The organism is Neorhizobium sp. SHOUNA12A, from assembly GCF_023006505.1.
In the GTDB taxonomy this organism is placed as follows: Bacteria; Pseudomonadota; Alphaproteobacteria; order Rhizobiales; family Rhizobiaceae; genus Neorhizobium.
Window position 1 is genome coordinate 33,358 of record NZ_JALBGV010000034.1, and the last position, 26,047, is coordinate 59,404.

Below are 26,047 nucleotides of genomic sequence, written 5' to 3' on the forward strand. Positions count from 1 at the left end.
GTCGGTGAATTTGGATTGATGGCGACCCTGATACTGCAAAATCATGTGCCAGCAATGGTCACCCGCCAGCGCGAACACATTTGGTCCAGAAAGTTGCACGGTCCAGCAAGCGGCACAAGAGTGATGATCTATGGTGGTCGGAGCACTTGGAGGAGCAATTGCAGGTCAACTTCAGGCAAATGGCTTTCGCGTCACCGGCGTGAGACGCAGCGGGAAAGCGCATGATGCCGTAGATCTCATGATCACGCCTAAAGAGTTTCTGAACGAATTGCCGTATGCGGAAATCCTTATTCTGACTTGCCCTTTGACAGATGAAACGCGCGGGCTCGTTTCCTCCAGGGAATTTGCCGCCCTGCCTCCAGGCGCAGGCTTGCTCAAACTCTCCCATGGTAGCGTGATCGATCATTCAGCGCTTGTTCTCGCGCTGACACGCGGTCGTCTGTCTGGTGGCGCGATCCTGGATGTTTCGACAAGGAGCCCCCGCCTCCGCAGTCGCCTCTTTGGGACGTCCCAAACCTTTTGGTATTCCCCAAGGTGTCAGCAGATTCGCCAGATGGATACAATCTGCGTTGCCGCAAGATCCTGGCGGAGAATCTCGCGAGGACTCGAGATGGAAAGCTTCTACGAAACTTGGTCAACCCGGAACTCGGCTACTGACAGCGACGATGAGTTGGAGCTCAAGTGCCGCATTCCCCGGAAGCGATGCTACTCCAACCCCGGCACGCGCTGCGGGGTTGCTCGTCCCCAATTCGCGATCTAAATATTCAGACCCGAAGTCAGCGATTTTTGAATGAGCCCGGAAACCCGGTTCTGCCGCTATGTAGATCGTAAGATTGACGATCTTCGAGACCCATTCTCCTGCCAGTTGCGATTTCACGGCCGCCAGCGGATTTCTAGACGCTAGTATGACGGCATCACGATAGTCTCTGGGGTCCGCCTCGGCGGCAACCGGACCTTCGAAAAGCATTTCGCCGTTACATCTTGGTGTCATTCCAGCCGAGAATATCAGATCACCATGACGCGTCGCCGGAGAATAAAGTCCCTGAGGTGCTATCGCCACTTTTCTTCCTTCATTAGATCCGGCAGCACTCGTTGGACGCTCATCCAAGGTGGTTGTCTAGCGATCGCTGGTCGGCCAAGAGGCGCCGCCGCTCCCCAAAGGTCCGCCTTGGAACGGTCGGCGCCCCCCACCTTGGTAGGATACACTTTGTAGTGGACGCGGGCAGAACGCCTGAGTGCCGCAAATGTCCTTATAAATTAGGGAGATTGTCCGATGCAGGCCTTCCGAACCTAAGCAGCGGGGTGATGTTGTGAAGGCGGCTTCCCGGATTTCGCGAGCTTGCTCGCATAAGGAAGTTTAATTTCTCGATGCGCTCGCCGGAGCGAGGCGCGCCGTTCTTCTGGAAGGGCACCTGCAGTCCGACGGAGAAGTCCATCACCACATCGTCGACCACCCCCCCCGACCGTCCAGACGGGACCGCGATCATGTCGTGGCTTTGAGCGAAGTCGTAGGCGTCCAGCGCTTCCGTGATTGTACCCACCTGGTTGGGCTTGAGAATGAACCCGCTGACGGCCTTGGCTTGATATGCGCGCTTCAGGTATTCGAGATTCGTCACCGTCAAGTCATCGCCAAGAATGAGAGTCCGGCTAACTTCCCTATTAGCTTTGACGTATCCATTCCAGTCGTTTTCATCGAGAAGATCTTCAATGAACACCAAGTCGAATTTTTCGGTCAAGCCCTTAGCGTAGGCAATAAGCTCATCGGTTCCGACGCGCTGGCCTTTCAGCAGATAGGTGCAGCTTTCAGGCTCATAGAATTCGCTTGACGCGCAGTCGAGAGCGAAGGCGATACGACCAGAATAGCCGCATGCATCCACGGCTGCCTTCATGAGACCGAGAACGACTTCGGGGTCGTCTGAGGGCGCCGCATATCCGTAGGAACTTGCTACCTGCGGCTTGCAGCCTAGATAGCTGGTGAGAACGTCGGATAGTTTCTGGAAGACCGCTATGGCCATCTCGACGGAGACATCGATGCTTTCCGTCCCGTAGGGAACGATCAGGAATTCATTGAAGGCCTGCGTAAACTTCTCGTACTTTCCGCCGTTGATCACGTTAAAGCACGGGACGGGGATAGTCTTTATGTTGCCGCCGGCAATGAGGTTGTAAAGCGGGACGCGTCGGGCATCGGCCGCGGCGCGGAAAACGGCAATCGATACCGAATAGACGGTGTTTCCACCCAGGTTCCTCTTATCTGGCGTCCCGTCCAGCTCGATCATCTTGTAGTCAATGGCGCGCTGATCATGAACGTTCATGCCAATCAACGCGGGCCCAATGACAGTCTCGGCTTTTTCGACAGCCTTATGGACGCTGAGCCCGCCATAGGTTGATTTGTCGCCGTCCCTCAGCACGAAAGCTTCGTGCATACCGACCGAGGTACCGGTCGGCGCAGCCCCGCGCCCGACTGCCTGGCTCTCAGTTCTGACTTCAACTTCGACGGCAGGACGGCATTTGCAGTCGATGATCTGTTGCGCCCTGACCGATACGATCCTGTCTTGCATGTCAGTGCGCCTCCTGGGCGGGAACGTAGAGGATGTTGAGGTCGCAAAGGTTCGTACCGGTGTTGCCGGTAAAAATTGCGGAACCAATGGCGTCAAGCGCCTCGAAGCAGCTGTGCTCCCGCAACGTCTGGTAGAGGTTGATCCCTTGCGCAGAAGCAGCAGCGAGGCTAGCCGAATCCGTGATGCCGCCCGCGACGTTGGCAGTGCCGTCGGTCCCCTCGCTGTCGATTGATAGAAGGCAGGCACCGCTTGTTTTTGCTGCAGCAATTGCGAAGGCTACGGTCATTTCTTGTCCCGGACCACCGTGGCCTCTGATTACGCTGCTATCGAGAATCTGGGTTGTGACCTCTCCGGAGCTCAGCAGGACACAAGGCGGCTTGATCGGATTTCCGGAGGTCTGGATCTCGCGGGCGATCGAGGCAAAGAACGTTCCGGCATCCTTGCTCTCCCCTTCCAGGAAAGAGCTAACGATCATCGACGGGATGCCCATTTCGTGGCAGATCTGCTGGGCGTAGATGCAGGAGTCCGGAAGCGTGTTCAGAAGAAAATAGGTATTGTCCGGGAAGGCTTTCGGCGTTTCCTTGTCTGGACCAGCCGACATCAGGTAATCGACCACCCTCCTCGGCAGCCGATCGACAACGTCGAAATTGACGATGGCCGAGCGCGCATCTTCAAGCGTTGTCGCATCCGGTCCGATGGGCGTGCTTTTATATGCAGTGTACGGAACAGAGATATCGTTCGTAGCAGGCGTACCGACCGCGTCGCTGATGCCGATGCCGATCAATTCTGCCCCAACGTCCTTGATACGCTTTGCAAGCATCCCCCCGTTGAGAGCAGAGATATGCCGCCTGACCGCGTTGACCTCGTAGATCCCCGCTCCGGACTTCAGCATGATGTCCGTCGCGTCGATCTCGTCCTGCAGTGTCAGCCCGTCCACGGGGCAGGACATCAATGCCGAACTTCCGCCGCTCATCACGGCAATGAACAGGTCCTCCGGTCCGGCATTGTCGACGATGTCGATTATCTGTCTTGAGGCCCGCAGCCCTTCTTTGTTCGGAAGGGGATGACCGCCGACAAAGACGTCTGTTTTGTGAAAGGTATCCGTCTCCTCGCGGATCTTCACGATGGCGATCCCGCGCGTCAGGCGGTTCCCAAGAACATGGTCGACAGCCATTGCCATGTGGTTGCAGGCTTTGCCCGCACCGAACAGATAAACGTGCCGCTTCCTGCTGAGATCCCAGGTCCGCCTGCCGATGTGCAGGATGTCGCCATCAAGGCGCATGATCGACCTGATGCGCTTGTAGCTGTCGAGCCCCTGTAACGTGCGATCGGCGATTTCGAGAACGACTTTGCGCGAAGCAATGTCGCCTTTCGAAAGGATCGCTTCCGCGTTTCGAATTTTCTCAAATGCGTGCACCAAAGGCACTCCCTGCTTTTCCTTCAGCCTGTGACTGCACCTGCTTGACCGCGTGAAAAGACGTCGTGCCAACGCCGGGTCACCACGTCTCCCGACACAAATTGTACAGTCCAATCGTTTGTATTAGCCATACCATCGATTGGATTGTCAATTTAATTTTAACCAGCTTACGTTCAGAGTGACTTTCAGAAGGGCGCGGCTTTGTTGGGCCGCTCGAGCCGGGTGTCAGATCGGTCTGCCCGGCAAATGTTCGATCATCGATCGCAAGGGGGAACCATGTCGTTTCTGAAGCATCTGAGCATCCGCAAGAAGATCCTGTCCGTCATGGTGCCACTGTGCCTGGTCGGCCTGGGCGCGACGACATTCATGGCAGCACGCTACGGGGCAGCCGACACGGCCTATTCCAGCTTTATCTCGGTTGATAATGCCGCAGCGATGGATCTTGCGCGGGCCGACCGGAATATGGCGGCGATGGCATATGGAGCCTATCACGCACTGAGCTTCGAGGCAGACGATCCATTCCTTCCGGTGGTCGTCACGATCTATTCGAAAAACAAGACAGAACTCATGGAAAGGATGGAGCGGGTCAAGTCCGCCACTCCATCGCAAAAGGCGCAGATCGACGCCATCATTAGTCGTATCAAGCTTATTGCGTCTCTGACAGACAAGGCGATCCAGTACGCAAAGGCAAACAGGCGGGCGGATGCGAGCGCAGTTCTCGTAAACGCCGATGAGCACATCCTGACAGCCTCACAGGACGTTTCCCAGTTTCTGGAGGACTGCAAGTCTAGGATTTCCAGCAGGACAGCCGAGTTGAACGAGGAAACACGCCTGACGATCCTGGCGTCACTTGCCGGCCTTGCGGCGGTTTTCGGCGTCGGCATCACGGGCGCCTTCTTCATCGCAAGCAAGGGCATTACAAGACCCATCAACCTTTTGCGCGCGCGCATGGCTTCTCTCGCTGCCGGTCAAACAGAGGCTCCGGTAGATGGTCAGGACCGGCGCGATGAACTCGGACAAATGGCCCAGGCGGTTGCCGTCTTCAGGGATAATGCTGCTGAAAAGGTGCGCCTGGAAAGTGAAGCTGAGGAGGCGCGTATGCTGGCTGAGCAAGATCGGCTGGAACGTGATGCCCAAAAATCCAGGGATACGTCCGAAATAGGGTTTGTGGTCGAGCGACTGAGGGTTGCCCTGAGCCGCCTGGCGCAGGGCGATATCACGTGTGAGATTTCCGAACGGTTTACCGGTAGCCTCGACGGTCTGCGCACAGATTTCAACACATCGATCGGGAAACTGAGAGATGCTCTCCAAGCCGTCGACGAGAATGCCGGTGCCATCGAAAACGGCGCCAGGGAAACGCGGGCTGCTGCTGACGACCTTTCAAAGCGGACCGAGCACCAGGCCGCTTCGCTCGAGGAAACCGCAGCTGCGTTGGAGGAAATCACGACGACCACGCGCGACGCCTCGAAAAGAGCTGAAGAGGCAGGTCGGCTGGTCGCCCAGGCGCGCGAAGGCGCGCAACGATCAGGCGGCGTCGTCGAAAACGCTGTGGTCGCCATGAGCGAAATCGAGCGGTCCTCGGCGGAGATAACGAGCATCATCGGCGTTATCGACGAGATCGCGTTCCAGACCAACCTTCTCGCACTGAACGCGGGCGTTGAAGCGGCCCGTGCCGGCGAGGCCGGAAAGGGCTTTGCCGTCGTAGCACAGGAAGTCCGTGAATTGGCGCAGCGATCGGCGTCGGCAGCGAGAGAAATCAAGAAACTGATCGCGACGTCGGGCGAGCACGTGCGTTCAGGCGTGGCTCTAGTCAATGCCACCGGCGAGGCGCTCCAGACCATAGTGTCTGACGTGCAGGAAATAAATCGGCATGTTGTGGCAATCGTAGAGTCGGCACGCGAACAGGCAACCGGCCTCAAGGAAATCAGCCAGGCCGTAAACGAGTTGGACCAGAACACACAGCAGAATGCGGCCATGGTTGAGCAACAAACCGCAGCCAGTCACGCACTGGCCAGCGAAGCCGCCGCTCTCAACGAGCTTCTTGCCCGCTTCAGCTTTGGCAAGAACGATGGCGCGGCAAGCATTCAGGCACGCCCTGTCGAACGGCCTGCTGAGACGAGAACCTCACGAACCGTTAGATCGGCCGGCGAACCTTCCAGGAAGATTGCCTGAGGGGACGTCTCTCACCAACGTGGGGGTGCGATCAAAGGCGCCACTCCCGGTTGCCGCCACCGCTCGGTCATGATGACTGAACCAGCCGGCCAGGCCTCTCAAACGCGGAGCGGGCGGCGATACCGGCCGCGAACAGAGCTGCCGCCAAGCCGTCGGCTGTGCCGCCGCCCCCGTGTGGTTTTGGGGATACAGCTAACCCGTCTCCGCCACGACTGTTCCAGACCGGATGCATTGACCGACCGTATGGTTCACACCATTTAGGCGGCATGGCGAAACACGAGAAGAGTGACATCGAGCTGATCAGAACGTGGACCTTGTCGGCACCGATCACCATGGGGTCATCCGTGCGGGCGAAGGGTCTTCTACAGGCGATCCAGGCGCGACTTCCCACCACCTCCAAAAAAGCGATTTCGCTCGAAGGAGTCGATCTCGTCTTGGCGATGCCGGCCGATGCTAAGGCTGCTTTCAATGCCGCGGCTTCGGTCGTCTCCAAAGCGTTGGATGAAGCGCCGTCCCTGCCCGTCATCCCGCGCGAGATTCAGGATATCCTCGGCATGAAGACGAGCGAGCGGCATCGTTGGCTTGCGGACGGACGCCTTCCCAGCGCTGGAACGAGAACCGTGAGGCTTGCGGGACACGCCCGCCAGATCACCTTTCACGTCTTCGATCCGAAGGTGGTCGAGGATCTACTTGACCGTGGTGCCGTCGATGAGTGGCGTGTCGAGGATGCGGGGGCGAAGGCAGAAAAGAGAGCGAAGGCTGCGTATCAGGCGAAGGTGACGCGGCTTTCGAACAAAAAGAAGCGGTCGAAAAAGGCGGTCGAGGGCACCGAAGATCCCGCCTCGAGCCTCCGGGGCTGGAAGGATTTCGATCTCGATGGGCTGCTGCGTTGATCAAGAGGAGCATGATAATGTCCGGACATGGTGATGAGTTCGATCTTTACTGCCACGGCAAGCCGCTGGATGCGCGCGAGCGTCTCGCACCTGTGCGGCAGCTCATACTGGACACCGTGCCGGAAGTAAGCGAAGGACGGGTCCACTTCTATCTTGTTTACTATTTCGGTGGCGGAGCGGTCGCCAAGCTGCATCTCGACGCCAGGCAGCAGGTCAACATCACCTTCGTCACGGGCGAAGATCTCGTCGATCCATCAAAGCTTCTCAAGGGATCGAGTTCCGTCCGGACCATCAAGGTCACCTCGGACGCTTTTCTCGAAAAGAACCGCCCCTCCATCACAGACCTTGTGCGCCAATCCTTCGCGCTCATCAGCGAGCGGTTCGACGGCTCCGGAACTTTCATCACTCTACGGCCCGACCAGCCCAGTCCGTGAAGAACTCTTAAAACGAGGGGCGGTGGGCGTTCCGCGCCTTAACCCTTGAATCGTCGATGTGGAGATGCGGCACAAACAGGCCCACCACCCTTGTCGACGGCGGGCGATATCGCGCATCACCACCGTATGTCATCGCCTTGGTTCAAAGAAGGGTGGCATCCTTGCGCGCCTCCCCTCCTCTTCCTGCGCTTCAGCTTCATCTACGCGCTCGCTCGGCTCCAGCAAGTCGCGAAAATCCTCCGGCTTGATGACAAAGTACTGGTTTCCATCAGGCCAGGAAACCCAGGTTCCTTTGTTGACCATCGTCTCGTACGCCGTCAGCAGTTGCAGCTTCGCTTCCAGTAAACGGTTCAATAAAACCTCGTTTTCTTTAGAGGTTAGCGGATATTGAGGCGTCGGCGCGACGAGCTCGAGTTTCGATCGACCCAACACCACTCCATAAAGCGGCGCGGTTCGGACCAATCGGAACGTCGAACGTTTAAGATCTTGCCTCTCGGCCTGCTTCTCGCGACGAAGTCCGGGAGTTATATGCAATTCGCGAAACAAGATCGTATCCCCGTTCCCGGCCCCATTCGAACATATCGTCCGTAGAGCAACTGCTCAGCGAATGCCCTAAAGCGTGTCGCTGTTTTTGCGATTCATGGTTCTCAAATCAGTCCATCGGTGATTCCCTTTGATGTGAAGGGAGATCGCCATGGGCAAGTCACATCCGATTGCGTTGCGTGAGCGTGTCGTAGCGTTTGTGGAAGAAGGCCATGGGCATCGGGAGGCCGCCCGGCATTTTCGGGTGTCGCCGCGTTTCGTGAACGATCTGGTGATCCTGAAGCGCGAGACAGGTTCGCTTCTCCCCCGCCGGCAGGGGCACCTTGGCGGCGGTAAGCTTTCGGCACAGCACGCGTGGGTTGGAGAGCGGCTGGCACAGAATGGCGAACTGACGCTGGACGAGCTTTGCGTGGAACTTTGCGGACGTGGCGTCATCGTCCATCGCTCCAGTGTCGGACGGCTTCTGCATCGGCTTGGGTTGAGCCATAAAAAAAAGCCTGCAGGCCGCCGAGCAGTTGCGCCCGGAGATCGCGCGGGCGCGTGAACTGTGGACCGCACGGCGCAAGCCTTTCTTCAACAAAGGATTGGCCCGGCTGGTTTTTATCGACGAGACATCGACGAACACAAAGCTGACGAAGCGGTCGGGATGGTCTGCGCGAGGGCAGCGCTATCGAACGCATTCACCCTTCGGTTCGTGGAAATCCCAAACCTTCATCGCCGGGCTGCGATCCCATGGCATGGTTGCCCCCTGGATCGTTGACAGGCCGATGAACGCCCGCATCTTCGAGGCGTGGATAGAGACCCAACTCGCGCCGAACCTGTCGCCTGGAGACGTCGTCATTCTCGACAATGTCGCCTTTCATAAGAGCGAACGGGCCGAAGAACTGGTCAGGGCAAAGGGAGCCTGGCTGCTGTTTCTGCCGCCCTATAGTCCCGACCTCAATCCCATAGAGATGGCCTTCTCAAAACTCAAGACGCTGCTGCGAAAGCGGGCTGCCCGCAGCTTCGATGCCATCACCCAAGCCCTCGGCGAAATCTGCAATCTCTTCTCCGTCACAGAATGCAGAAACTACTTCAAAGCCGCAGGATACGAGGCAGATTAAACGCGACACGCTTTAGAACTCTTTTAACGCCGCAATCGGCGCCCGCAGTGCCGGCGGCGATTGACGGCGGCGGGTGATAGAGGTGGAAACCCGGAAAAGCCGGGCACCAGTCCTCAAGCACCTAGATGAGCTTACCAGACGCGATCTCGTCCGCCACATCATGCTCCATGATGTATCCGAGACCGGCGCCGACGCGAACGGCGGCAGCAGGCAGGTCGCCGTCATTGGCGGCAAGCGGCCCGTTGGTGTAGATCTTGATCTCCTTGCCATCCTTCTCGAACTCCCAGGGCAGCAGGCCACCCGAGGTCGCCGGCCGGTAGCCGATGCAGGCATGGCGGTTGAGATCATATGGCGTCAGCGGCGGCGGGTAGCTTGAAATAGTCCGGTGTTCCCTCGACGACGGTGCGCAGGTCCGGCCCGAGCCTGACGGCAATCATGTCCTTCGCCACCGCCTCCCCCAGCCGGATGCCGGCCTCGAACCCTGAGGCAACGATGTCTGTCAGCCCGTCGTCGATGTTCACCTCCGCGCGAATATCTGGATGGGCAAGAAGGAAAGCCGGAAGCTTTGGGAGCAGGACCATGCGAGCCGCATAGGCGAAGGGGGTGATGCGCACCGTGCCCGACGGGTAGTCCCGCCATTCCCGCAGCGCCTCCAGCCCTCTTCGATCCCTGAAAGCGCCGGACGCAGGGATTGCAACAGGCGCTCGCCCGCTTCGGTCGGCGCGACGCTACGCGTGGTGCGGGCAAGCAACCGTACACCAAGCCTTTCCTACAGGCCGCGCATGGCATGGCTGAGGGCAGACGGTAACATGCCCAGCACTGCCCGCCGCGCGCGTAAAGCTGCGCTCACGGGCGACCACCTCGAAAGCCAGGAGATCGTTGAGCTTACCGCGTTCCATTGCTGTATGTTGCTCACAGGTCCATGCGGTCGGCAAGGACTAATCGCCGAAGCCTGAAGCGCCTAGATCTCGTGACGACAAACACGGAGAACGCATATGAACCTTACGAGCTATCGCACACTTGGAAAATCTCCCATTATGCGAATCTTTTCTTCGCCATCGAGATGGCACATGCCCGCATGCGATCGTGGGCGGGCATGTGCCATCTTGACGGGAGCAATCAGCCGGGTGCGCGATCGGCCCTGCCCAAGTCCGGAAGACTTCTCGAAATTCCGCCACAGGAGGCCGCTGACGCGCGTTTGCCGATCCCGACGATCCGTCGCTCATCCGCAACCGCGATTTGGATCTGGTTAGCCGCCATTCGAGTTCTAAAACACGCTTGCAAAATGGCGTTTTCTGGTACATCCATTATTTGTACAAAGGCACTCGCAAGATTCCCTTGGAAGCGTCATGTCGAAGCGACAAACAACCAATGCCCCACCAGCGCCAGGACGGCTCATCGGCTACGCCCGCCTCTCCGTGGAGGATCAGGTCCACGACGCCCAGGTGGATGAGTTGCGCGACGCCGGTTGCGATCGAATTTTTCAAGAACACGGCTCGGGTGCCTCACCTGCTCGGCCGGTCCTGACGCGCCTGCTCAGCGAGCTGGGGGCCGGCGACATCCTCGTCGTAGTCCGCCTCGATCGATTGGCCCGCTCCATCAGTCACCTCCTGCAGGTGATCGAAGATCTCGAAGGGCGCGGCGCCCATTTCCGATCCATCCGAGACCCGATCGACACGTCCACGCCGCTGGGAATGTTCTCACTTCAGGTTCTTGGCGCCGTTGCTCGGCTTGAACGCGCTTTGACCACGGAGCGCACGAAGGCAGGGATCAAGGCGGCGAAAGCGCGCGGAAAACTTCCCGGAAATCCGGGGCTTCGAGAGCGGCGACCGGAGGCGATCCGGGCGGTTTCCAAAGCGCGTGAGAAACTGTATCTCGACGAACTGACCGCGTCCGCGCATACTTGGCTGCCGACGGTGCGGCAACTCCGGCCCCAACATAGCTGGGACAATGTCGTGCGGGTTCTTAATCGCCGCGGCCACGACTGGACGGTTGAGCGCCTTCGTCGCGCGGTACACCGCATGGTGCGCGAAAAACTTGCCGAGAAGGAGCTGCTCGCTCGGTCACCTCGTCGAGCTCCGGAAGACCATCCAATGACGCTGGTGGCGGCGATCGCCATTGCTCATCCACACCTGTCGCTGCGAGATATCGCCGCTCAGCTGGATCAGATGGGAGAGCGGCCTGCGCGAGGCGGTAAGAAGTGGCAGCCGTCCTCGGTGCGCAATCTGCTTGATGAAGCTCACCGGTTTGGGCTTATCCGCCGATAACCGGTAAGTGACGGCGACCGCCCCCCCCATTTCATGAGATGATTTTCTCCATTGAACAACCAGGCGGTCGCCCCCGGAACACTGGGGCCAGCATCCTGATATTCTAGGGAGCGATAGAACCGCCGCGCCGTCTGAGTGCTTGTGAGTCAACCGCGAGTCGCCCCCGGTCCGTTAAGATTTGCTCCAGGCTATGACTAGGCATTTGCTTAACCTCTTCCTCGGAAGTGGCCGCAGGTGTCACGCAATATCGCCCACCTCCCCTTTTGCGGTCGTTGCGAACCCGGTTAACCTCCATCGCATGCGGACACCCACCACATCTGACGTGCTCGAAGAGGCGAGAAGCGACCTTCTTGCGACGGCGGTTGACTGGTTCGAGAGGGACCCACACGTTCTGGGTATTTTCCTCGCCAGATCGATCGCCGCTGAAAGCGCCGACGCCTATTCGGACATTGATCTGCCGATTGTCATCGAACCGGGGCGGACATTCCCACTTTGTGGAGAAGCGCGGGGAAATTCCAAAGCAATGGCCGGGTTTTCTCTTCAACGAATGGCTCCCGGGCACTCAGCACTGCGTGTCGCATTTTCAGCCGTTCGGGAAGATCGAGATATTTTACCATGACGCCGCCAAGCTGACACCTTCGCCCTGGTATCGGCCGCCGATCAAGATTTTACATGATCCCGCGGGTATCGCCGCCGATCTCTTGAAACGATCGGAGGACTGACGTTCAAGGTCGCAGAGGAGGACGTGGATTTCTCAACCAGCAAGGGCCTGGCGGCGGCGCACGAGACATATCGGCGGGCGAGGCGCGGAGAACTGTTTTACGCGCAGAAGCTCCTGGACGAGCGACGTCACCACATCATGCGGGCATACGACTGGCTCCATGATCGCGCACCTGAGACGATCGTCATGGCGAAGTTCGACAAGCGAGCCAGCGCCAGGGCTCTGGCCGACCTCACCATATCCTATTGCCCGTGCGAAGGCGAAGCGATCTTGGCTGCATTACGCTCACTCGCGGGCGGCTATCTCAACCAGGTGCTGGCCCTGCATGAGAAGTTTCAGCTTTCCCGGCCGCTGAAGAACGATATGGCGGCACTTGATATCGTCGCCTGACGACAACCGCCCGCGGCGCCAGAGGTTGCCCCCTTTCGGCCAGCCCCCTTGCGGACTCTGTTATATCGCGCCGGCCGGTTCCCCATGATCGAAAGGATTTGAGGCATGGACCCCGTCCCCATCGCGGCAGACGCCGGAATCAGGGGAGATGTTGAAGTCTCCCTAGCCTACGCCACCCAGGTCGTCACGGGCGTCGGCTCGGGGTGTTCGGTCACTCTGCTTCCCGGAATGTTTATTCGAGGGATATCTGCTTGATGAACCTGTGGCCCGCCAATCCGCGACAGGCTCGCTTCGCCAAATTTCAATCCATCGTCGCTCAGCTCCCGTTGACAGATATGGTCATCGCCCTGGGAATGATCGAGACTGGTCTCGGTAGCCCGCTCAAACCCACCACGGCCATCCAGAGTGGAACGTTCAAAGGGTTTTCCCGAAAAACACATCTTCTCAAGTCGAAGGTTTTTTCGCGCGGCAAGCTGCTGCGCTCTCCGTCGGCAGCCGGGGTCTCGTTGTCAACATCTGTTACGACACGAGCTTTCCGGCCATGGCGAAGGTTGTCGCCGATCAGGTGGCACATCTTGTCTGTCTCGCGAACACCATGATTGCCTCGTCGGCGGGTGGGCACCACCGGGACGCCCATAAAGCGGTGCGCACAGTGAGGCGTAAGGATCATAGATTGCGGCTTGTTTCCTTGGACCTTTTCGGTGAGCGAGATCGGCGGGTGTCTTGGGACCAACCGCCGTGATCGACCACCGCGGGCAGGCCGTGACGCGAATTGAATAGGAAGGGGCAGGGCTATCGGATTTCGACATCCCTATTCCCCAGCGGCGATGACTGCCGTCGGCCACAATGCCGTCGCTGGATGTGATGATATGGGGCCTCGATCCACCGCGCTTGGGCAAACCGATTGACCGCGTACTCGTCCCGCCAGTGGACGACAGCTTCCCGCGCCGCTGACGCTTGCGCGGCCATGTCATACGCGTCGTGTCGGACGGCGCCAGGTCGAGGTCGAGACATCGACCTGTGACCCACTCCCGTCGAAAAGCGCCAGGCTATCCGCGGCCGTGCGGGCGCAGCCAGGGTAGCACGGGTTGCCGTGGAACCACACGTGACCGCCGCCCGATGAGCCGCGCCCACACCGCTCGACTTCGAACAACACCCTCCCGGGGCTGTGCTGATCGTTGCGCCTGCTTTGGCGCAAGAGATCCATCGACGATCTCCAGCCTGCGGACCGTCACTCGGCGCGGCTGGCGGCATGTGTCGGCCACGCGCCTCGGTTAGAATTGGTCTCGAACGGCTCGCCCTCCATGTGCTTCATCATCACCAGACCCCTCGCAATTACCCCAGCCGCAAAGGGGGGGGGCCTGCGGCCGCCATGCCTTGACGGTGGACGTACCGCAGCAAGTCCGGATCCCTGCGCGAGAATCGGTCCTCGGCCGGGACGGCCGACGAGATCCGCCTGTGGACGAAATGCGGAATACGGCAAAGAGATCGGACCCCGGGTGGCTTCGTTGAAGATCTCGCGGGGACGACCGATATCCTTAATCTTGTGGGCAGAGCGCGATCAATGGCGAATGGGTCGGCGGCGATTGAGCAACCAGCATCGCCAGATCACCATGACGCGACACCCGAGGTCGCCGTCCGCTTGAACTCCTCGGCTCATCAACCTTCCTGTCGCCAGAGGCCGAAATGCGCCGGTCGGCGAGCGCGACGAGCGCCGCGCGAGGTTCGCCGCTGACGACGTCGGCGAAGCGCTTGAGAGTCTGGGTCCGCGCGCGCGGATTGTTGGCGAAGTGGTCGGATCCAAAAAAATGCATCGGCTCCGCCTTCGGTCATCCTGCAGGGCCCTGATCGCCACTCGCCCAAGCGCCGGACTGAGCGGCGCGGCCCCGCAAGCGGCCCGAACTTTACAACTGTAAAGTCGCCACCGCCACGAAGGGGGAGGGACGAACTTTACAGCTGTAAAGTTTTCGCCTTGCGTCACGATACCCCCATAGGGTTATCAGCGATCGAGCTCCCTGGACGTTTACGTTCCATTAACTAAAAATGGCTTGTGGAATCAGACGACCTCTGACAATCATGACGGAAACGACCGCGTAACGTGAATAAAACCGTCAAGAGGATCGGATGCAACAAGTGGCATCTAGAAGCGTCACAGATACCGCATCGAAGATCGGCATATACACGTCGAAGCTTTCTGCGGAACTGCGCGATATGCGCGAGGCCGTCTATCCGCCTGAGGCCCGAAAGACCTTTTCAAGGACTTTCTCGACTGTCGACCTTGTTCGCCTTCTTGGCGTGCCTGAAAGTACCCTGCGTCAACTGACTATTGAAGGCAAGGGGCCGCTTCCCGACAGAGCGGAGAACAATCGCCGTACCTATACGGTCGAGCAGGTCCGAGAACTGCGCGCGTTTCTCGCAACCCTTAGACCCGACGACGCCGGTCATCTCCTGCCTCATCGCCGCAAGGGCGAGAAGCTGCAGATTCTCGCGACAGCGAATTTCAAGGGCGGAAGTTCAAAGACAACAACGTCCATCCATCTCGCGCATTTTCTCGGTCTGCAAGGGTATAGGGTCCTTTGCGTCGATCTTGATCCACAAGCATCGATGACGGCGCTGTTCGGCATCCAACCCGAATTCGATCTCGGCGACAACGAGACCGCCTACGCCGCGATACGCTATGACAACGAGCGTCGTTCATTCAGGGAGGTGATCCGACCAACCTATTTCCCCGGTGTCGATCTCGTTCCCGGCAATCTTGAACTGATGGACTTTGAGTTCGACACGCCAAACTATCTGACAGCGAAAACGCGCGACGAGCTCGGTCTTTTTTTCGAGCGGATCAACACCGCCATAGCTAGTGTCGATGATCACTATGATTTCGTTATCCTCGATACGCCGCCCTCGCTTGGCTACTCGACACTTGCCGCTTTGTATGCGGCTACCTCGCTCATAATCACGGTGCATCCGGCCATGCTGGACGTTGCCTCATGCAATCAATTCCTGATCATGATCTCTGATCTCTCCGAAGTGCTGGCGCAGTTCGGCGCGAAATTCGAGCATGACTTCCTCCGGTTCCTGCTGACGCGCGTCAACCCGAACGACGGCCCACAAAAATACATGGGCGGCGTGATGCGACGACTGTTCGGTGATGACGTCCTTGTGGCGGAGGCGCTCGAATCCACCGCGATTGCCGGCGCGGCTGTGGCTAAAAAATCCCTTTATGAATTGGAATCAGGTGAAGTCGGAAGGGAAGCGCTTAAGCGCGCGCTGGAAAGCGCCGATCGGGTCAATTTCGAAATCTTGGCGCTCGCTCACAAAGTCTGGGGACGAAGCACATGAAGAAGAGCATCCTTCAACGTATGGCCGAGGAGGCCGTCAATCGCAGCGAGACGGTTGAAGCCGACAATGCCGAAAAGCTTGCCCCGACAAGGCGGCATTCGTCGCCCGTCATTGTTAATGTCGGGAAATCCCTCACTCATCTCGGCGAGGACAGCATCCTTTCGCTCGATCCCTCCAGGATCGAGCGCTCACCCTATCAGGACCGGTTCAACGACGATCAAGAGACCAAAATCGAACTTGAAGCCTTGAAGGTCTCGGTCGCGTCCGAAGGGCAAAAAATACCTGTTCTCGTTCGGCCGCATCCCACGAAGCCTGACCATTACCAGCTCGCCTACGGCCACCGCCGTCTAGCCGCCATAAAATCATTGATGGCGGACTCCGAGCGACCGGAGACGGTCAAGATCAAAGCCTATCTCCGCAATCTCACAGATCGCCAGCTCATCGAGGAGCAGGCGGTCGAAAACGGCGTGCGCGAAAACCTGACCTGGATAGAGCAGGCGATGTGGGCGGTCCAGTTAAAGGAAGCCGGCTTGTCACATCGCGCGATTTGTCCGGTATTGGCTCTTTCCGAAGCCGCCGTGTCACACCTGTTTCGAGTGACATCCGTCATCCCGACGGACATCATCTTTGCTATCGGTCGCGCCAAATCCGTCGGCCGTCCGAAATGGACCGCTCTTGCAGAGCTCCTGAAAGACGACAGCAAGATCACGGCTGTTCGAAAGATCCTCAACATCGGCGAATTCCAGTCGAAAGACGGAGCCGGCCGTATCGGTATGGCGATCGACATCGCCAATGGCCTCACTTCCGCGGAGCCGAACGGGGCACCCGAAGTGGTCGACATCACGCTTGGCGAGCGGCTGTTCGGACGCATGAAAAACTCCTCTTCGGGTACCACACTCACCATCCCGAAAAAAGAGGATGGGTTCGCCCGCTGGTTAGCAGAACGAATGCCCGAGCTCGTACGAGAGTACGATCATCAATCGGACCGCGTGAAGTAGGTCCGGCAAACCGTTTATCTCAGTCAAAAGGAGCATTAGCGCAAAGAAAAAGGCCACCAAAACGTTCCCGTCGTGGAAGCCTTCCTCAAGTCCTTAAGCAAGATCGAGAATCGCATTTCTACGAATCACAGTCAAGAGTCTTGGCGCCGTTTTTGGTGAGCGGATTTCTTTTGCCTTCTGGAAGGTGAAGAAATGGACAGTGAACATGTCACGACGCCCTTTGGGCGGCGGTCAATGACGTTTGGCTTATTGGCGCGGCAACGCCAAGTCAGCAAATCAACGCCAGATACCAAGCGGAACAAATGGAAACTCTTCAGGGCCGTCTGCGAGGCTCGGGAGGAACTGAACGTGTCTGATCGATCTCTATCGGTCCTTGACGCTCTATTGTCGTTCTACCCGTCCGAAGAGCTCTCCGCGGCGGATCAACTGATTGTCTTTCCCTCAAACGCCCAGCTTTCGATACGGGCAAGGGGGATGACCGCGGCCACGTTGAGACGCCATCTGGCCGCTCTTGTCGACACCGGCCTCATCCTCCGCAAAGACAGCGCCAACGGCAAACGCTTTGCCAGGCGGAGCAGGGCGGGGGAGATCAATGAAGCTTTCGGCTTTAATTTGGCTCCGCTATTGTCGCGCGCAAAGGAGATCGAGGACATCGCCGCCAAAATCACCGCCAACCGCGAGTATTTCCGCGCGACAAGGGAGCGTATCAGCCTCTGCCGACGCGACATAACCAAGCTCATCCAGATGGCGCTGGACGGATGTGTGGAGGGTGAATGGAGCCAGCTTCACGATCGATTCCGCGCCTTCCTCGCATCTTTGCCACGTCGGCCGACACTCGATGAGCTCCAGCTTCTCCTAAATCGTTTGGTCGAGCTTCGCACGACAATCGTCAAACTCTTGGAGGATCACGATAAAACGCGAAATATATGCGCCAGAGAGTCCCAAAACGAGCGCCACATACAGGATTCACAAACACAATCCTTTTTTGAATCTGAAGCCGAGCAAGAAGAACCACCGACCAGAACTTCCGGCTCACCGACGACGCCTGGGACTGAGAAGAGGAGTCACGGATCAGTCAAGAACGCTCTGGACAATTCGGTGCGATCCTTGAAACCGACAGTCCCATTGGACATTGTGCTGCGCGCATGTGTTGAAATTCACCCCTATGGGCCTGGTGGATCGATCAGATCCTGGGGAGACCTCCTGACAGCGACAGCCGTCTTGCGCTCAATGCTTCAGATAAGCCCATCGGCCTTCCATCAAGCCTGCCTCGTCATGGGACCCGAAAACGCTGGCGCCGCCATTGCTTGTATCTACGAAAGGGGAGGGCGGATCAACTCCGCGGGCGCTTACCTGCGCGATCTCACCAGACGAGCCACACAGCGGCAATTTACGATCAAACCGATGGTCTCAGCCTTGCTGAGGTCCAAGGCGGGCATATCGCAAAATGAAGAACCAACGCTGGCGAGGATGGCCGGCAGTAAACGCCGCGCATAACAGGCTCGCGCCAGGCGCGGCGGAGATAGCCATGGGTCGAGCTTCGGCGTATGTCTTTCGCATCCATGCAAGGTCGATGAGGAACCAGGCGGGGACCGCATCCAGCATTGACTTTGGCTTTTCGCGTCCTTGACCGTTCATGACGGACAAAGTCGGCACAAATTAAAGTAACAGGCAGAGATGGTGGACTTTATCACAAGGGATAGAACGTCCGTTTCAGACGGGCGAGTCTATTCTCTCTATCGTCCGGATCGTGCCTACTGCAGTTGGGTAACTGGACGGCTCTGGTCCGATGGTTTCCGGAGTCATGTAACGAGCCCGCTGCACGGCCACTCGTCATTTTGTTCGAGCAGCAATGCGCCAACGAGGCGGACGATGGCGTCGTCGTTGGGGAAGATGCCGACGACCTCTGTGCGTCGCTTGATTTCGCCGCTGAGCCTCTCAAGCGAATTGATCGAATGGAGCTTGACGCGGTGCTCTTAAAGTATCGGCGGCGGGGCCTCGACACCAACCAACTCAAAATCGAGAGTTGACCAATCCGGCAAGGTGCCAGTTCCGACCCGTCTTATCGACACAATTTTTCCTTAGCCGGACGCCACCTCATGGCGATCCGGCTTCTCCTTAACAGGATCGTAGTTTTTAAACTACAATATCATATGATCGAACGGAACCGTTCCGGAAGTGGTGGACCAAGCCCAAGGACGAACGCGCCCGAGGCGTGATCTTTGCGCGGCTTGATCGTCTTGCCTACGGACATGCGGGTGATGCGGAGCCCGTGGGACAAGGCATCACCGAGTTGCGCATTCATTACGGCCCCGGCTACCGCGTTTATTTTTAAAAGCGGGGAGACACAATCATTGTTCTGCTCTGCGGTGGTGACAAAAGCACGCAGAGCAAGGACATCAAAATGGCGAAACGTCTGGCAGAAGAATGGAGTGAATGACATGGCGGAAAAACTGACGACCTTTGATCCTGCGGAAGGCCTGACCTCGGATGAAGCGATTATCGCATTCATGGCGGAGGCTTTCGCGTCGGAAGACGTGGGATATATCGCCCATGCGCTCGGTGTTGTGGCCCGCGCCAAAGGCATGACGCAGATAGCGACGGAAACAGGGCTATCGCGCGAACAGCTTTATCGCTCGTTCAGCGAGAACGGTAATCCGACCCTTAAGACAACGATTGCGGTGATGAAGGCCCTTGGTATCGAACTCACGGCAAGGCCGCATACGCTCGAACACCGTCTGGCGTAGGCGTCTTTCAGCGCAAAGCGCCAAGGACGGCCTCTATCTCGTCATCGCCGTTATGGACATGCCTCGGTAAGGCGGGGTTCGTTTCTTTCAGCCAATCGTATTTACCCGGCTTCCCTCTCACATCGCAGAGCATGCCGCTCATTTCCGAACGTTTCCAGAAATTCGGCATATCAACAACAAAATACCCATGGTCGCGGCTTTCGAGCAGTGCGGTTTCGCATCCGATGGTCTGCACAGCGCATTCAAGGAAGCGGAAGCCGTCAGCCGTGGCACCAAATGCCAGCAATATCTTTTCTCGCTGGTCGGTGTAGCAGCAGTGAAGTCGAGTCTCGGAATCCGCGATCGCGCCGATGCGCGAGAAGCTGATTGGAAATCGGCGATTATATGCTACAAGAGGGAAGAGGGTGGAAATTTGTCTTTGCTCGCCTAGCGGGTAAGATATTCGATACGGGGCACTTTGAAAAATGCCAAACGCGAACTCCGAAGTCCGTGGATGTCCGTTTGCGGTTCGCCACAACCAGCATCCTGAAATTGAATCCGACGACCCGCTGGATCAGATCAACGCGGGCAATTTCGCCTCGGCAATCGAACTCTACCGCATTCGAGACCAAGGCGGGATCGCATCGGCCGAAGACTATGCGCTGGCCGCTCATGCTTTTCGCAACGTCGGCGACTTCGATATCGCGGCCGACTGGCTGCAGAAGGCCGTAGACAAGGCCCCGCAGCACAGGTTCGCGAAGTCATGGCAAGATCAGATCGCGGCAAACCGGATCGACGGCCGGAACAGCGCCGGCATCCTGCGCCCGAACAAGCTGACCGAGGATTATCTCAGAACTCACTCAGAAGACATCTATCGCGACAGCCCTGCCAATTGGGTCCTTTGCACCGATTTCAAGCGCCCCGACGACTATATCCCGCAAAAGTCGGTCTTCGACCATATCAGGAATTTCAAGGACTCGCTGGTCTCGCTTGCTCTCGGGCCGGTCGGCGCGCTGGCCAATAGCGGCGCGACGCCGGGCAATGCCGGCCGCTGGACCCAGCGCAAAATCCCAATCCTCCGACTGGCCGCCCTCGGGGCGCAACGGACATGGATGGAACAGCGCGAGCGCGACCCCGACGGCGAGCGTGGCGACATTGTCGGCCAGCTTGCCAAGCGCGAGGAATTGCCGAAATGGGCGGACTCCGGGTTCTCGCCCGATGGTGCCTATGTGTCGGACCAATTCGGCCCCGCCGAGGGCCGTGTCGGCCAGTCATTCGTCGACCATGGCATGGCGGTGGGCTATCGACCGCGGGACCGGTCGAACGATCCGAACCTGCCGAGCGAAGCAGCGGTGGCGAAGGCGTTCGGCTATCGCAACGGCAACACGCTCGAGGCAATGACAGCCAGCTTTCACGCGGCCGCGCATCTCCAGCAACTCGTCCATGACGTCGCCCAGACGGCACCCGACAACAGGCGCAAGCATGCGATCGCCGTCGATCCCGACAGCGAGCTGGCTGCCCTCGGCGTGTTGTACAACTGGAGCCGATCCGACGCGATCAATGTGCTCCGCGGCGCGGACGGCGAAGGCATGCACAGCACCACCGTTTGGTGGGACATGAGCCACCTTTACGGCAGCGACATCGAAACGCTGGCGGATGTGCGCTCATTTCCCGACGGAACCAAGGTTCCCGACGGCAAACTCTATCTGGACGGCATGGATGCTGACGGGAAGGGCGGCCGGTATCTTCCCGTGAGAGAGGTGGAGAAGGACGGCCGCAGGCACCGGCAGATCGTGACCGGCTTCGGCCGCAACATGACGGCACCGCTGGAGGCCGAGCATACGCTCTATGTCCGCCACCATAATTGGGTCTGCGATGTATTAAAAGCCCGCTACAGCCGCTGGTCTGACAATCAGATTTTCCAGATCGCGCGGCGTATCGTGACCATGACCTATGTGAAGATCCACACCGGCACCTGGACCCACACGCTGTTCGCCAACGAGGCTGTCGTGAACGGCTTGAACGCCAATCTGTTTGGGCGGGCCGAACGCAAGCTTGCGCATTTCGATAAGAAGATCTATCGCGCGGAACAGGGCAGCGATCCGGTCGCGCACGGCATAGCCGCCGGCAATGTCAATAAGCAAAAGCCGGAAATTAAGGGCAACTACTTCAGCAAGGCCTATCGCTTCGGACACCAGATCTGGGTCGACAAGCTCAATTGCCCGCCGATCGGAACGAAGGTCGATGACTCGACGCCCTATATCAATATGAAGGAACTTCGAGAGCTGGATGGCCATGAATTCATCAAGGAAAATGGCCTGGGATCCGTCTATTATTTCATGATGCATACCCGCCTGGGGGCACCCGTGGCAGGCAATACTGCCGATTTCTTCCATGACATGGCGACGGAAGAAGGCGTCATGAACATTTTGGAACAGGAAATCCGCAAAGACCGGCGCCGCGGCACACCGTCGTGGACCGAGTATCAGAAATCCCACAACATCCCCCCGAGCGAGACTTGGGACCATCTGTTCCTGGACCCCACCAGTCAGGCATCGCGGGACAAGATCGCGATCCTCGAGAAGCTCTATCCGGACGGTATCACGACCCTCGACGCCGTAATCGGACTGACGCTGAACGAGCATCGCCCCGAAGGCCTGGCCATCACCAATGAGGGGTTTCAGACCTTCGTCCAGGAAGCCACCAGCCGGATCAGGAAGAGCCCGTATCTGACCGAAAAATGGCGCCCGGACGAGGTCGGCTGGACGGCCATTAACCTCGTTGAGGCCGTCGACAAGGAAAAGCTGCTCTACCTCCACTGTCCGGAGCTCAGGGAGTGGCTCGAGACCCGCCAGACGGTGAACAGCTACGAATATGCCGGCACCAACGCCCGGGACAATCCCGAGGAACATCCGCTGGAAGCGAAGGGCATCATCGTCTGGGGCGAGCAGAATATCCGCGACATGGGCCTGGGCGATGCGTGGCGACGCGAGCATTTCGTCGGCGATGTGCCCAATTACATGCTTCGGATCGAGCATGGCGGGAAAACATATATCGTCGACGTCACGGAGGAGGAGGTCCGTGCCGATGTCGAGGGCAATGGCCGTATCTTCAGCCGCGACGTCCTGATCGAGGATCCCGAGGGCGTGACGCGCGCGGCGCTGATCGAGGCCGCCAAGGCGATCAGGGCGGAGAAGAAATTCCCGTGGCCAGGCTATGAATCGCCGCGACATCCGGGCCTCGCCAGCGGTTGGCTGCTGGACCAGGCGGAAGTGAACAGGCTCAAACGCTATAAGGGCGACAAGCGGAACAAGGGCGTGAAGGCGTGGCTGACCGATCTGGAGAAGCACGTCATCCCCTTCAATCTCGCCCGCGACTCCTCGACCATAACATTCTCGGAAAATCTGAAGGGGTGGAGGGTCCTCGAACGAAGCAAGCTTCAGGCCCTGAGCCTGACCCTGGGCTCCATCTTCACGTTCGGCGGGCTCGTGAATCTCCTGCTCGGAAAGGGCATTCCGATGGACGAAATGGCCAGACGGCGGCCTGGCAAGCGAACCGATATTTTCGACCGGGAAGGCATGATCGACGAAGACCGGTTGACGGAATATTTGGACCAGTTGCGGAGCATGGCAGCGGCGTATCAGCACGAACAGATCCCGCAGGATGCATTCATGGCGATGCTGGAGCAACGCGGCGTCCTGGACAGCCTGACCCGCAGGCAATGGGCCTCCTATTTTCGCCTGCTCGACCGCGCCGGCCGGCACAAGGCCATCAGTCCGGCGGACTTCGAGGGGCTCTACAGAAACACGCTCATCCCCGAGATGTTTGACCGTCTTGCCCCCGCCGCCTAGGGCCATGCGCCGAGAGTGCCTGACTGAAGAGAAAAGGCGGGCCTAAACCGACCGTCGAGCTTTATTTGGATGTTTCGGCGCCGAGAAGCGCATGGCAGCGTAGCAGCAGGACCACGCCCGCCGCGTTGACCAGTGGCAGCGGTGCCAGGACCAGCCAGCCGTGCAGCGTCAGCGGCTGCGCGCTCAGCAGATAGAACAGATCGGTGAAGACGTCGGACAGGCGAATCCCCGCCATGATCGCGAACCAGACCGGCTGTCTGCGAAAAAAGATCAACGCCAGCGCCTGCGCGAGCGCGAAGGCGGTCCATTGCCCGGCGGCCCGGCGCAGCAGTGCAACCTCGAGACCCTGCGGCGCCGCGTCATGAAAGAAGGAGAACCACAGCCCGGGATGGCTCCAGGCGAGGATCGAAATCACCACGTCGAGCGCGAGCCCGCCCCACAAGTAGACCAGCGCCAGCGTGACGAGGAAGGGAGTGTCCGGCCGGCTCAATCGAACTCCTCCGCCCCGGTCGGCTCGATATGCGGAACGCTGTTGTTGGCCTGGCGGAAGCGGGCGAGCTCCCAATACAGCTTGCGCCTGGCGCGATTGAGATTGCCGAGCGGGCGGTGCTCGGCGATGCTGTGCCACGGATTGTACGAAAGGTTGCGCGCGAACGCCATTTGCGCCGGGCTGTCGAAGCACTGGGCGGGGATGTGCAACGTAGCGACCGGGATGCGCGGCGAGAGTTTCTCGGGCCAAAATATGCCGGCATGTTCGATCGGCATGCGGTGCGGATCGGTCTGAAGCTGCACGGTCATCGTGAAGGTCGCGTCACGATCACCCAGCGTCTTTGCCATATTCTCACGAAGATAATGGTCGGACGGGCGTCGCGGCAGGCGCTCGACCTTCATGTCGACCTGGCCCGCCGGCAGGAAGGCGTATTGGATCGCGGTCCCCTCGCCGAGCAGATAGGGCACGCAGCTGTAATAAGCGGTGCCGAGCGGACTACCCTGCGTCTTGCTCCAGAGCCCCTGCATCAGTAGGTCGGCGATGTGCGGCCGAGGGCCGAGGAAATACCAGAGCGGCAATTCCCGCCCGCTCCAATATTGCAGATAAGCATTTTCTCGCGCCGTCGGCGTGGTGAAGGTCGGACAGCTAATGCCGGTCAGGTCCTGCGTATGTCGCTCATCCTCCATCAGCTTGGGCCCGGGGACGCCCATCAGCTTCACGCCGATGCTCAGCACGCCGACATCGTCGATGTCGGGGGGCGTGTGTGGGCCCGGCCCCCCGAACCGGACCCAGGCCGGATAGCTGCGCTCAGTCGCGAAGATCCCGCGGCGCAGATGCGCAGGCAGATCGGGATGCACAACGAGTTCGCCGCGCACGACGCCATGCGTCTTGGTGTTGCCGCCCCGCTCCATCGTCTCGGGAGGGAAATCCCGCGACATGTGCGCGCGCATACGTTCGATAATCTGGTCGAGCAGCATGTCCTCGTCGGCCCTGACCACTTCCTGCGCTAGTGCGAGCTTCTCGTCCCTGCGTCGGGCCATCGCGATCTCCTGGACGATCCAGGTACCCGGACGCTGCAGCAACGCGTCGAGCAGAGGCCGAATCCACGGATCGATCCGCCGCTCGACGTAAAGCGAACGTTGCAGGAGATTATGCAGCCAACGCATGGTCACGGCGTTTCCCCAGATCGTGGGACACACACGACCAATTGCCGATACTGAAGAAATATACCAACTTTGTCACGAGGAATTACAATCGAACGTAGATATGGCGAAGCCACTTGACTTACCATGGATGGTAATATGATCATTGAATACATGAAATTCGAGGAGCCGATGTCATGTCGTTGACTGTTGCGGACCTGCTAACGAAAACTGGTCAAGAACTCGATGCCTTGTTCGCCGCCGCGCCGCGCGGCGATATCCCCAACGGCGAAGCCAGAGGTACAGCGATCATCGCGCCGGGCACCTTCTACAACGACGAACTCGCGCAACTGGTCAGCTTTTTCGCCTGGCAAGGCAAGATATTCGATGCGGAGCATGGCTTCCTTCGCAATCACATCTTGCCCTTCGGGCTGAAGGCGATCGTCGCAAAGGTCTATTACGGGCCGAGCTGGATGGACCAGCAGGACTGCATCGTTATCGATTATTCGGAGACCTCGATTGTCGCCTCGCGCGTGCGCGACGAGATTCGCCTGATCCAGCCCGCCCTGTTCCTCGGCAAAGTCTATTGGGGCGAGAAGGCACTGATCCACTTCGCGCTCGAAGTGTAACCGCCGTGCCGCGCCAGTCGCTGATCATCGTCGCCGCACAGATTGGCGATGGCGCGATCGAGCCGCTCAAGGCGCTGCTCGAAACGATGACGATCGCGCCAGGACAGGCCGATCCAGCAAACCCAATCGTGCCGTTCGGCCAGATCGAGCACCTGCACTTTGCCCGCTTCATCCTACTTGAGGATCCGTCACTGCCCGACCGTGCCAGCATCACAGATCTTCCGGTGAAGGAGCCGACGCGGCTCGCGCTGATCGTCGATGGCGACGGCAGCCCAGAAGAGCTTCTGCAGCGGCTGGCTGCAACCGCGGCGCCCGGACTTGCGCGGATTTTCCGGCATTGCGACGATGCAGTCGCGCCTGAGACGATCGCGGAC

General features: G+C 58.9%; 21 protein-coding genes and 5 pseudogenes. 16 read left to right on the forward strand and 10 right to left on the reverse strand.

The window, feature by feature from the left end; all coding sequences use genetic code 11:
• The first annotated feature begins 130 nt into the window (after positions 1 to 130).
• Positions 131 to 760 (forward strand): NAD(P)-dependent oxidoreductase, encoded by a 630-nt coding sequence (locus tag MOV63_RS33020; RefSeq protein ID WP_366518557.1) that lies wholly within the window; start codon positions 131 to 133, stop codon positions 758 to 760.
• Here MOV63_RS33020 and MOV63_RS33025 read toward each other — a convergent pair.
• The 3 genes and pseudogenes from MOV63_RS33025 to MOV63_RS16680 all read right to left on the reverse strand — a co-directional run.
• Positions 671 to 1,060 (reverse strand): annotated as a pseudogene (locus tag MOV63_RS33025) (RidA family protein); the annotation flags it as partial. The gene MOV63_RS33020 and the pseudogene MOV63_RS33025 sit on opposite strands and share 90 nt — an antisense overlap.
• Positions 1,061 to 1,250: 190 nt before the next feature.
• Positions 1,251 to 2,558, reverse strand: a complete 1,308-nt coding sequence (locus MOV63_RS16675; protein WP_247035000.1) for an enolase C-terminal domain-like protein — start codon at positions 2,556 to 2,558, stop codon at positions 1,251 to 1,253.
• 1 nt (position 2,559) lies between these two features.
• Positions 2,560 to 3,975: a glycerate kinase gene (locus MOV63_RS16680; protein ID WP_247035002.1), complete on the reverse strand. Its 1,416-nt coding sequence runs from the start codon at positions 3,973 to 3,975 to the stop codon at positions 2,560 to 2,562.
• A 276-nt stretch (positions 3,976 to 4,251) separates the two neighbouring features.
• Here MOV63_RS16680 and MOV63_RS16685 point away from each other — a divergent pair, with 276 nt between their 5' ends.
• The 3 genes from MOV63_RS16685 to MOV63_RS16695 all read left to right on the forward strand — a co-directional run bounded on the left by MOV63_RS16685 (position 4,252) and on the right by MOV63_RS16695 (position 7,474).
• Positions 4,252 to 6,147: a methyl-accepting chemotaxis protein gene (locus MOV63_RS16685; protein ID WP_293404937.1), complete on the forward strand. Its 1,896-nt coding sequence runs from the start codon at positions 4,252 to 4,254 to the stop codon at positions 6,145 to 6,147.
• Positions 6,148 to 6,413: 266 nt separating this feature from the next.
• Positions 6,414 to 7,040 carry a hypothetical protein gene (locus tag MOV63_RS16690; protein WP_247035004.1) on the forward strand — a complete coding sequence of 209 codons (627 nt, stop codon included), beginning with the start codon at positions 6,414 to 6,416 and terminating at the stop codon, positions 7,038 to 7,040.
• 17 nt (positions 7,041 to 7,057) lie between these two features.
• Complete coding sequence (locus MOV63_RS16695) at positions 7,058 to 7,474, forward strand: DUF1801 domain-containing protein (RefSeq protein ID WP_247035006.1); 417 nt, start codon at positions 7,058 to 7,060, stop codon at positions 7,472 to 7,474.
• A 129-nt stretch (positions 7,475 to 7,603) separates the two neighbouring features.
• Here the strand turns inward: MOV63_RS16695 and MOV63_RS16700 are convergent, their stop codons facing one another.
• On the reverse strand, positions 7,604 to 8,020 hold the full coding sequence (locus MOV63_RS16700) for a hypothetical protein (RefSeq protein ID WP_247035008.1): 417 nt from the start codon (positions 8,018 to 8,020) through the stop codon (positions 7,604 to 7,606).
• Positions 8,021 to 8,168: 148 nt separating this feature from the next.
• Between MOV63_RS16700 and MOV63_RS16705 the strand changes: the two genes are divergently transcribed.
• Positions 8,169 to 9,120, forward strand: a protein-coding gene (locus tag MOV63_RS16705) for an IS630 family transposase (RefSeq protein ID WP_247035011.1) whose coding sequence is annotated in 2 segments (ribosomal slippage) — positions 8,169 to 8,504 and positions 8,506 to 9,120 — 951 coding nt in all. Because the reading frame shifts where the segments join, the coding sequence is not laid out codon by codon here.
• Between the two features lie 12 nt (positions 9,121 to 9,132).
• On the opposite strand, the pseudogene MOV63_RS16710 reads toward MOV63_RS16705, so the two are convergent.
• Positions 9,133 to 10,019: pseudogene (locus MOV63_RS16710) on the reverse strand (LysR family transcriptional regulator).
• A gap of 450 nt (positions 10,020 to 10,469) precedes the next feature.
• Between MOV63_RS16710 and MOV63_RS16715 the strand changes: the two are divergent.
• The 3 genes from MOV63_RS16715 (at position 10,470) to MOV63_RS16725 (ending at position 12,498) form a co-directional block, all read left to right on the forward strand.
• Positions 10,470 to 11,387, forward strand: coding sequence for a recombinase family protein (locus MOV63_RS16715; protein WP_247035013.1), 918 nt, complete (start codon positions 10,470 to 10,472; stop codon positions 11,385 to 11,387).
• Between the two features lie 494 nt (positions 11,388 to 11,881).
• The gene (locus tag MOV63_RS16720; RefSeq protein WP_247035015.1) at positions 11,882 to 12,109 is read left to right on the forward strand and encodes a hypothetical protein; all 228 of its coding nucleotides are present in this window, start codon (positions 11,882 to 11,884) and stop codon (positions 12,107 to 12,109) included.
• Positions 12,110 to 12,132: 23 nt separating this feature from the next.
• Complete coding sequence (locus MOV63_RS16725; RefSeq protein ID WP_247035017.1) at positions 12,133 to 12,498, forward strand: hypothetical protein; 366 nt, start codon at positions 12,133 to 12,135, stop codon at positions 12,496 to 12,498.
• Between the two features lie 1,538 nt (positions 12,499 to 14,036).
• On the opposite strand, the gene MOV63_RS16730 is transcribed toward MOV63_RS16725, so the two are convergent.
• The gene (locus tag MOV63_RS16730) at positions 14,037 to 14,312 is read right to left on the reverse strand and encodes a hypothetical protein (RefSeq protein ID WP_247035018.1); all 276 of its coding nucleotides are present in this window, start codon (positions 14,310 to 14,312) and stop codon (positions 14,037 to 14,039) included.
• A gap of 310 nt (positions 14,313 to 14,622) precedes the next feature.
• Between MOV63_RS16730 and repA the strand changes: the two genes are divergently transcribed.
• The 3 genes from repA (at position 14,623) to repC (ending at position 18,332) form a co-directional block, all read left to right on the forward strand.
• On the forward strand, positions 14,623 to 15,837 hold the full coding sequence (gene repA / locus MOV63_RS16735) for a plasmid partitioning protein RepA (RefSeq protein WP_247035020.1): 1,215 nt from the start codon (positions 14,623 to 14,625) through the stop codon (positions 15,835 to 15,837).
• Positions 15,834 to 16,835: a plasmid partitioning protein RepB gene (gene repB / locus MOV63_RS16740; RefSeq protein WP_247035022.1), complete on the forward strand. Its 1,002-nt coding sequence runs from the start codon at positions 15,834 to 15,836 to the stop codon at positions 16,833 to 16,835. The genes repA and repB overlap by 4 nt, the downstream gene beginning before the upstream one ends.
• 192 nt (positions 16,836 to 17,027) lie before the next feature.
• Complete coding sequence (gene repC / locus MOV63_RS16745) at positions 17,028 to 18,332, forward strand: plasmid replication protein RepC (RefSeq protein ID WP_247035023.1); 1,305 nt, start codon at positions 17,028 to 17,030, stop codon at positions 18,330 to 18,332.
• A gap of 216 nt (positions 18,333 to 18,548) precedes the next feature.
• Here the strand turns inward: repC and MOV63_RS16750 are convergent.
• A pseudogene (locus MOV63_RS16750) lies at positions 18,549 to 18,808 on the reverse strand (transposase); the annotation flags it as partial.
• A 173-nt stretch (positions 18,809 to 18,981) separates the two neighbouring features.
• On the opposite strand from MOV63_RS16750, the pseudogene MOV63_RS16755 reads away from it, so the two are divergent.
• Both MOV63_RS16755 and MOV63_RS16760 read left to right on the forward strand, forming a co-directional pair.
• Positions 18,982 to 19,275, forward strand: a pseudogene (locus tag MOV63_RS16755) (type II toxin-antitoxin system RelE/ParE family toxin).
• 1 nt (position 19,276) lies between these two features.
• Positions 19,277 to 19,582, forward strand: a complete 306-nt coding sequence (locus tag MOV63_RS16760) for an addiction module antidote protein (RefSeq protein WP_247035024.1) — start codon at positions 19,277 to 19,279, stop codon at positions 19,580 to 19,582.
• A gap of 7 nt (positions 19,583 to 19,589) precedes the next feature.
• Here the strand turns inward: MOV63_RS16760 and MOV63_RS16765 are convergent, their stop codons facing one another.
• Entirely contained in the window at positions 19,590 to 19,868 is a 279-nt protein-coding gene (locus MOV63_RS16765; protein WP_247035025.1) for a hypothetical protein, read from the reverse strand.
• Between the two features lie 805 nt (positions 19,869 to 20,673).
• Between MOV63_RS16765 and MOV63_RS16770 the strand changes: the two genes are divergently transcribed.
• A complete protein-coding gene (locus MOV63_RS16770) occupies positions 20,674 to 23,412 on the forward strand; it encodes a peroxidase family protein (RefSeq protein ID WP_247035026.1) in 2,739 nt (912 codons plus the stop codon).
• 61 nt (positions 23,413 to 23,473) lie between these two features.
• On the opposite strand, the gene MOV63_RS16775 is transcribed toward MOV63_RS16770, so the two are convergent.
• Positions 23,474 to 23,902, reverse strand: coding sequence for a hypothetical protein (locus MOV63_RS16775; protein WP_247035027.1), 429 nt, complete (start codon positions 23,900 to 23,902; stop codon positions 23,474 to 23,476).
• Positions 23,899 to 25,068 carry a catalase family protein gene (locus MOV63_RS16780; RefSeq protein ID WP_247035031.1) on the reverse strand — a complete coding sequence of 390 codons (1,170 nt, stop codon included), beginning with the start codon at positions 25,066 to 25,068 and terminating at the stop codon, positions 23,899 to 23,901. Before MOV63_RS16780 ends, MOV63_RS16775 begins: the two co-directional genes overlap by 4 nt.
• Positions 25,069 to 25,241: 173 nt before the next feature.
• On the opposite strand from MOV63_RS16780, the gene MOV63_RS16785 reads away from it, so the two are divergent.
• Positions 25,242 to 25,673, forward strand: a complete 432-nt coding sequence (locus tag MOV63_RS16785; protein ID WP_247035028.1) for a hypothetical protein — start codon at positions 25,242 to 25,244, stop codon at positions 25,671 to 25,673.
• 5 nt (positions 25,674 to 25,678) lie between these two features.
• Positions 25,679 to 26,047: pseudogene (locus MOV63_RS16790) on the forward strand (hypothetical protein); the annotation flags it as partial.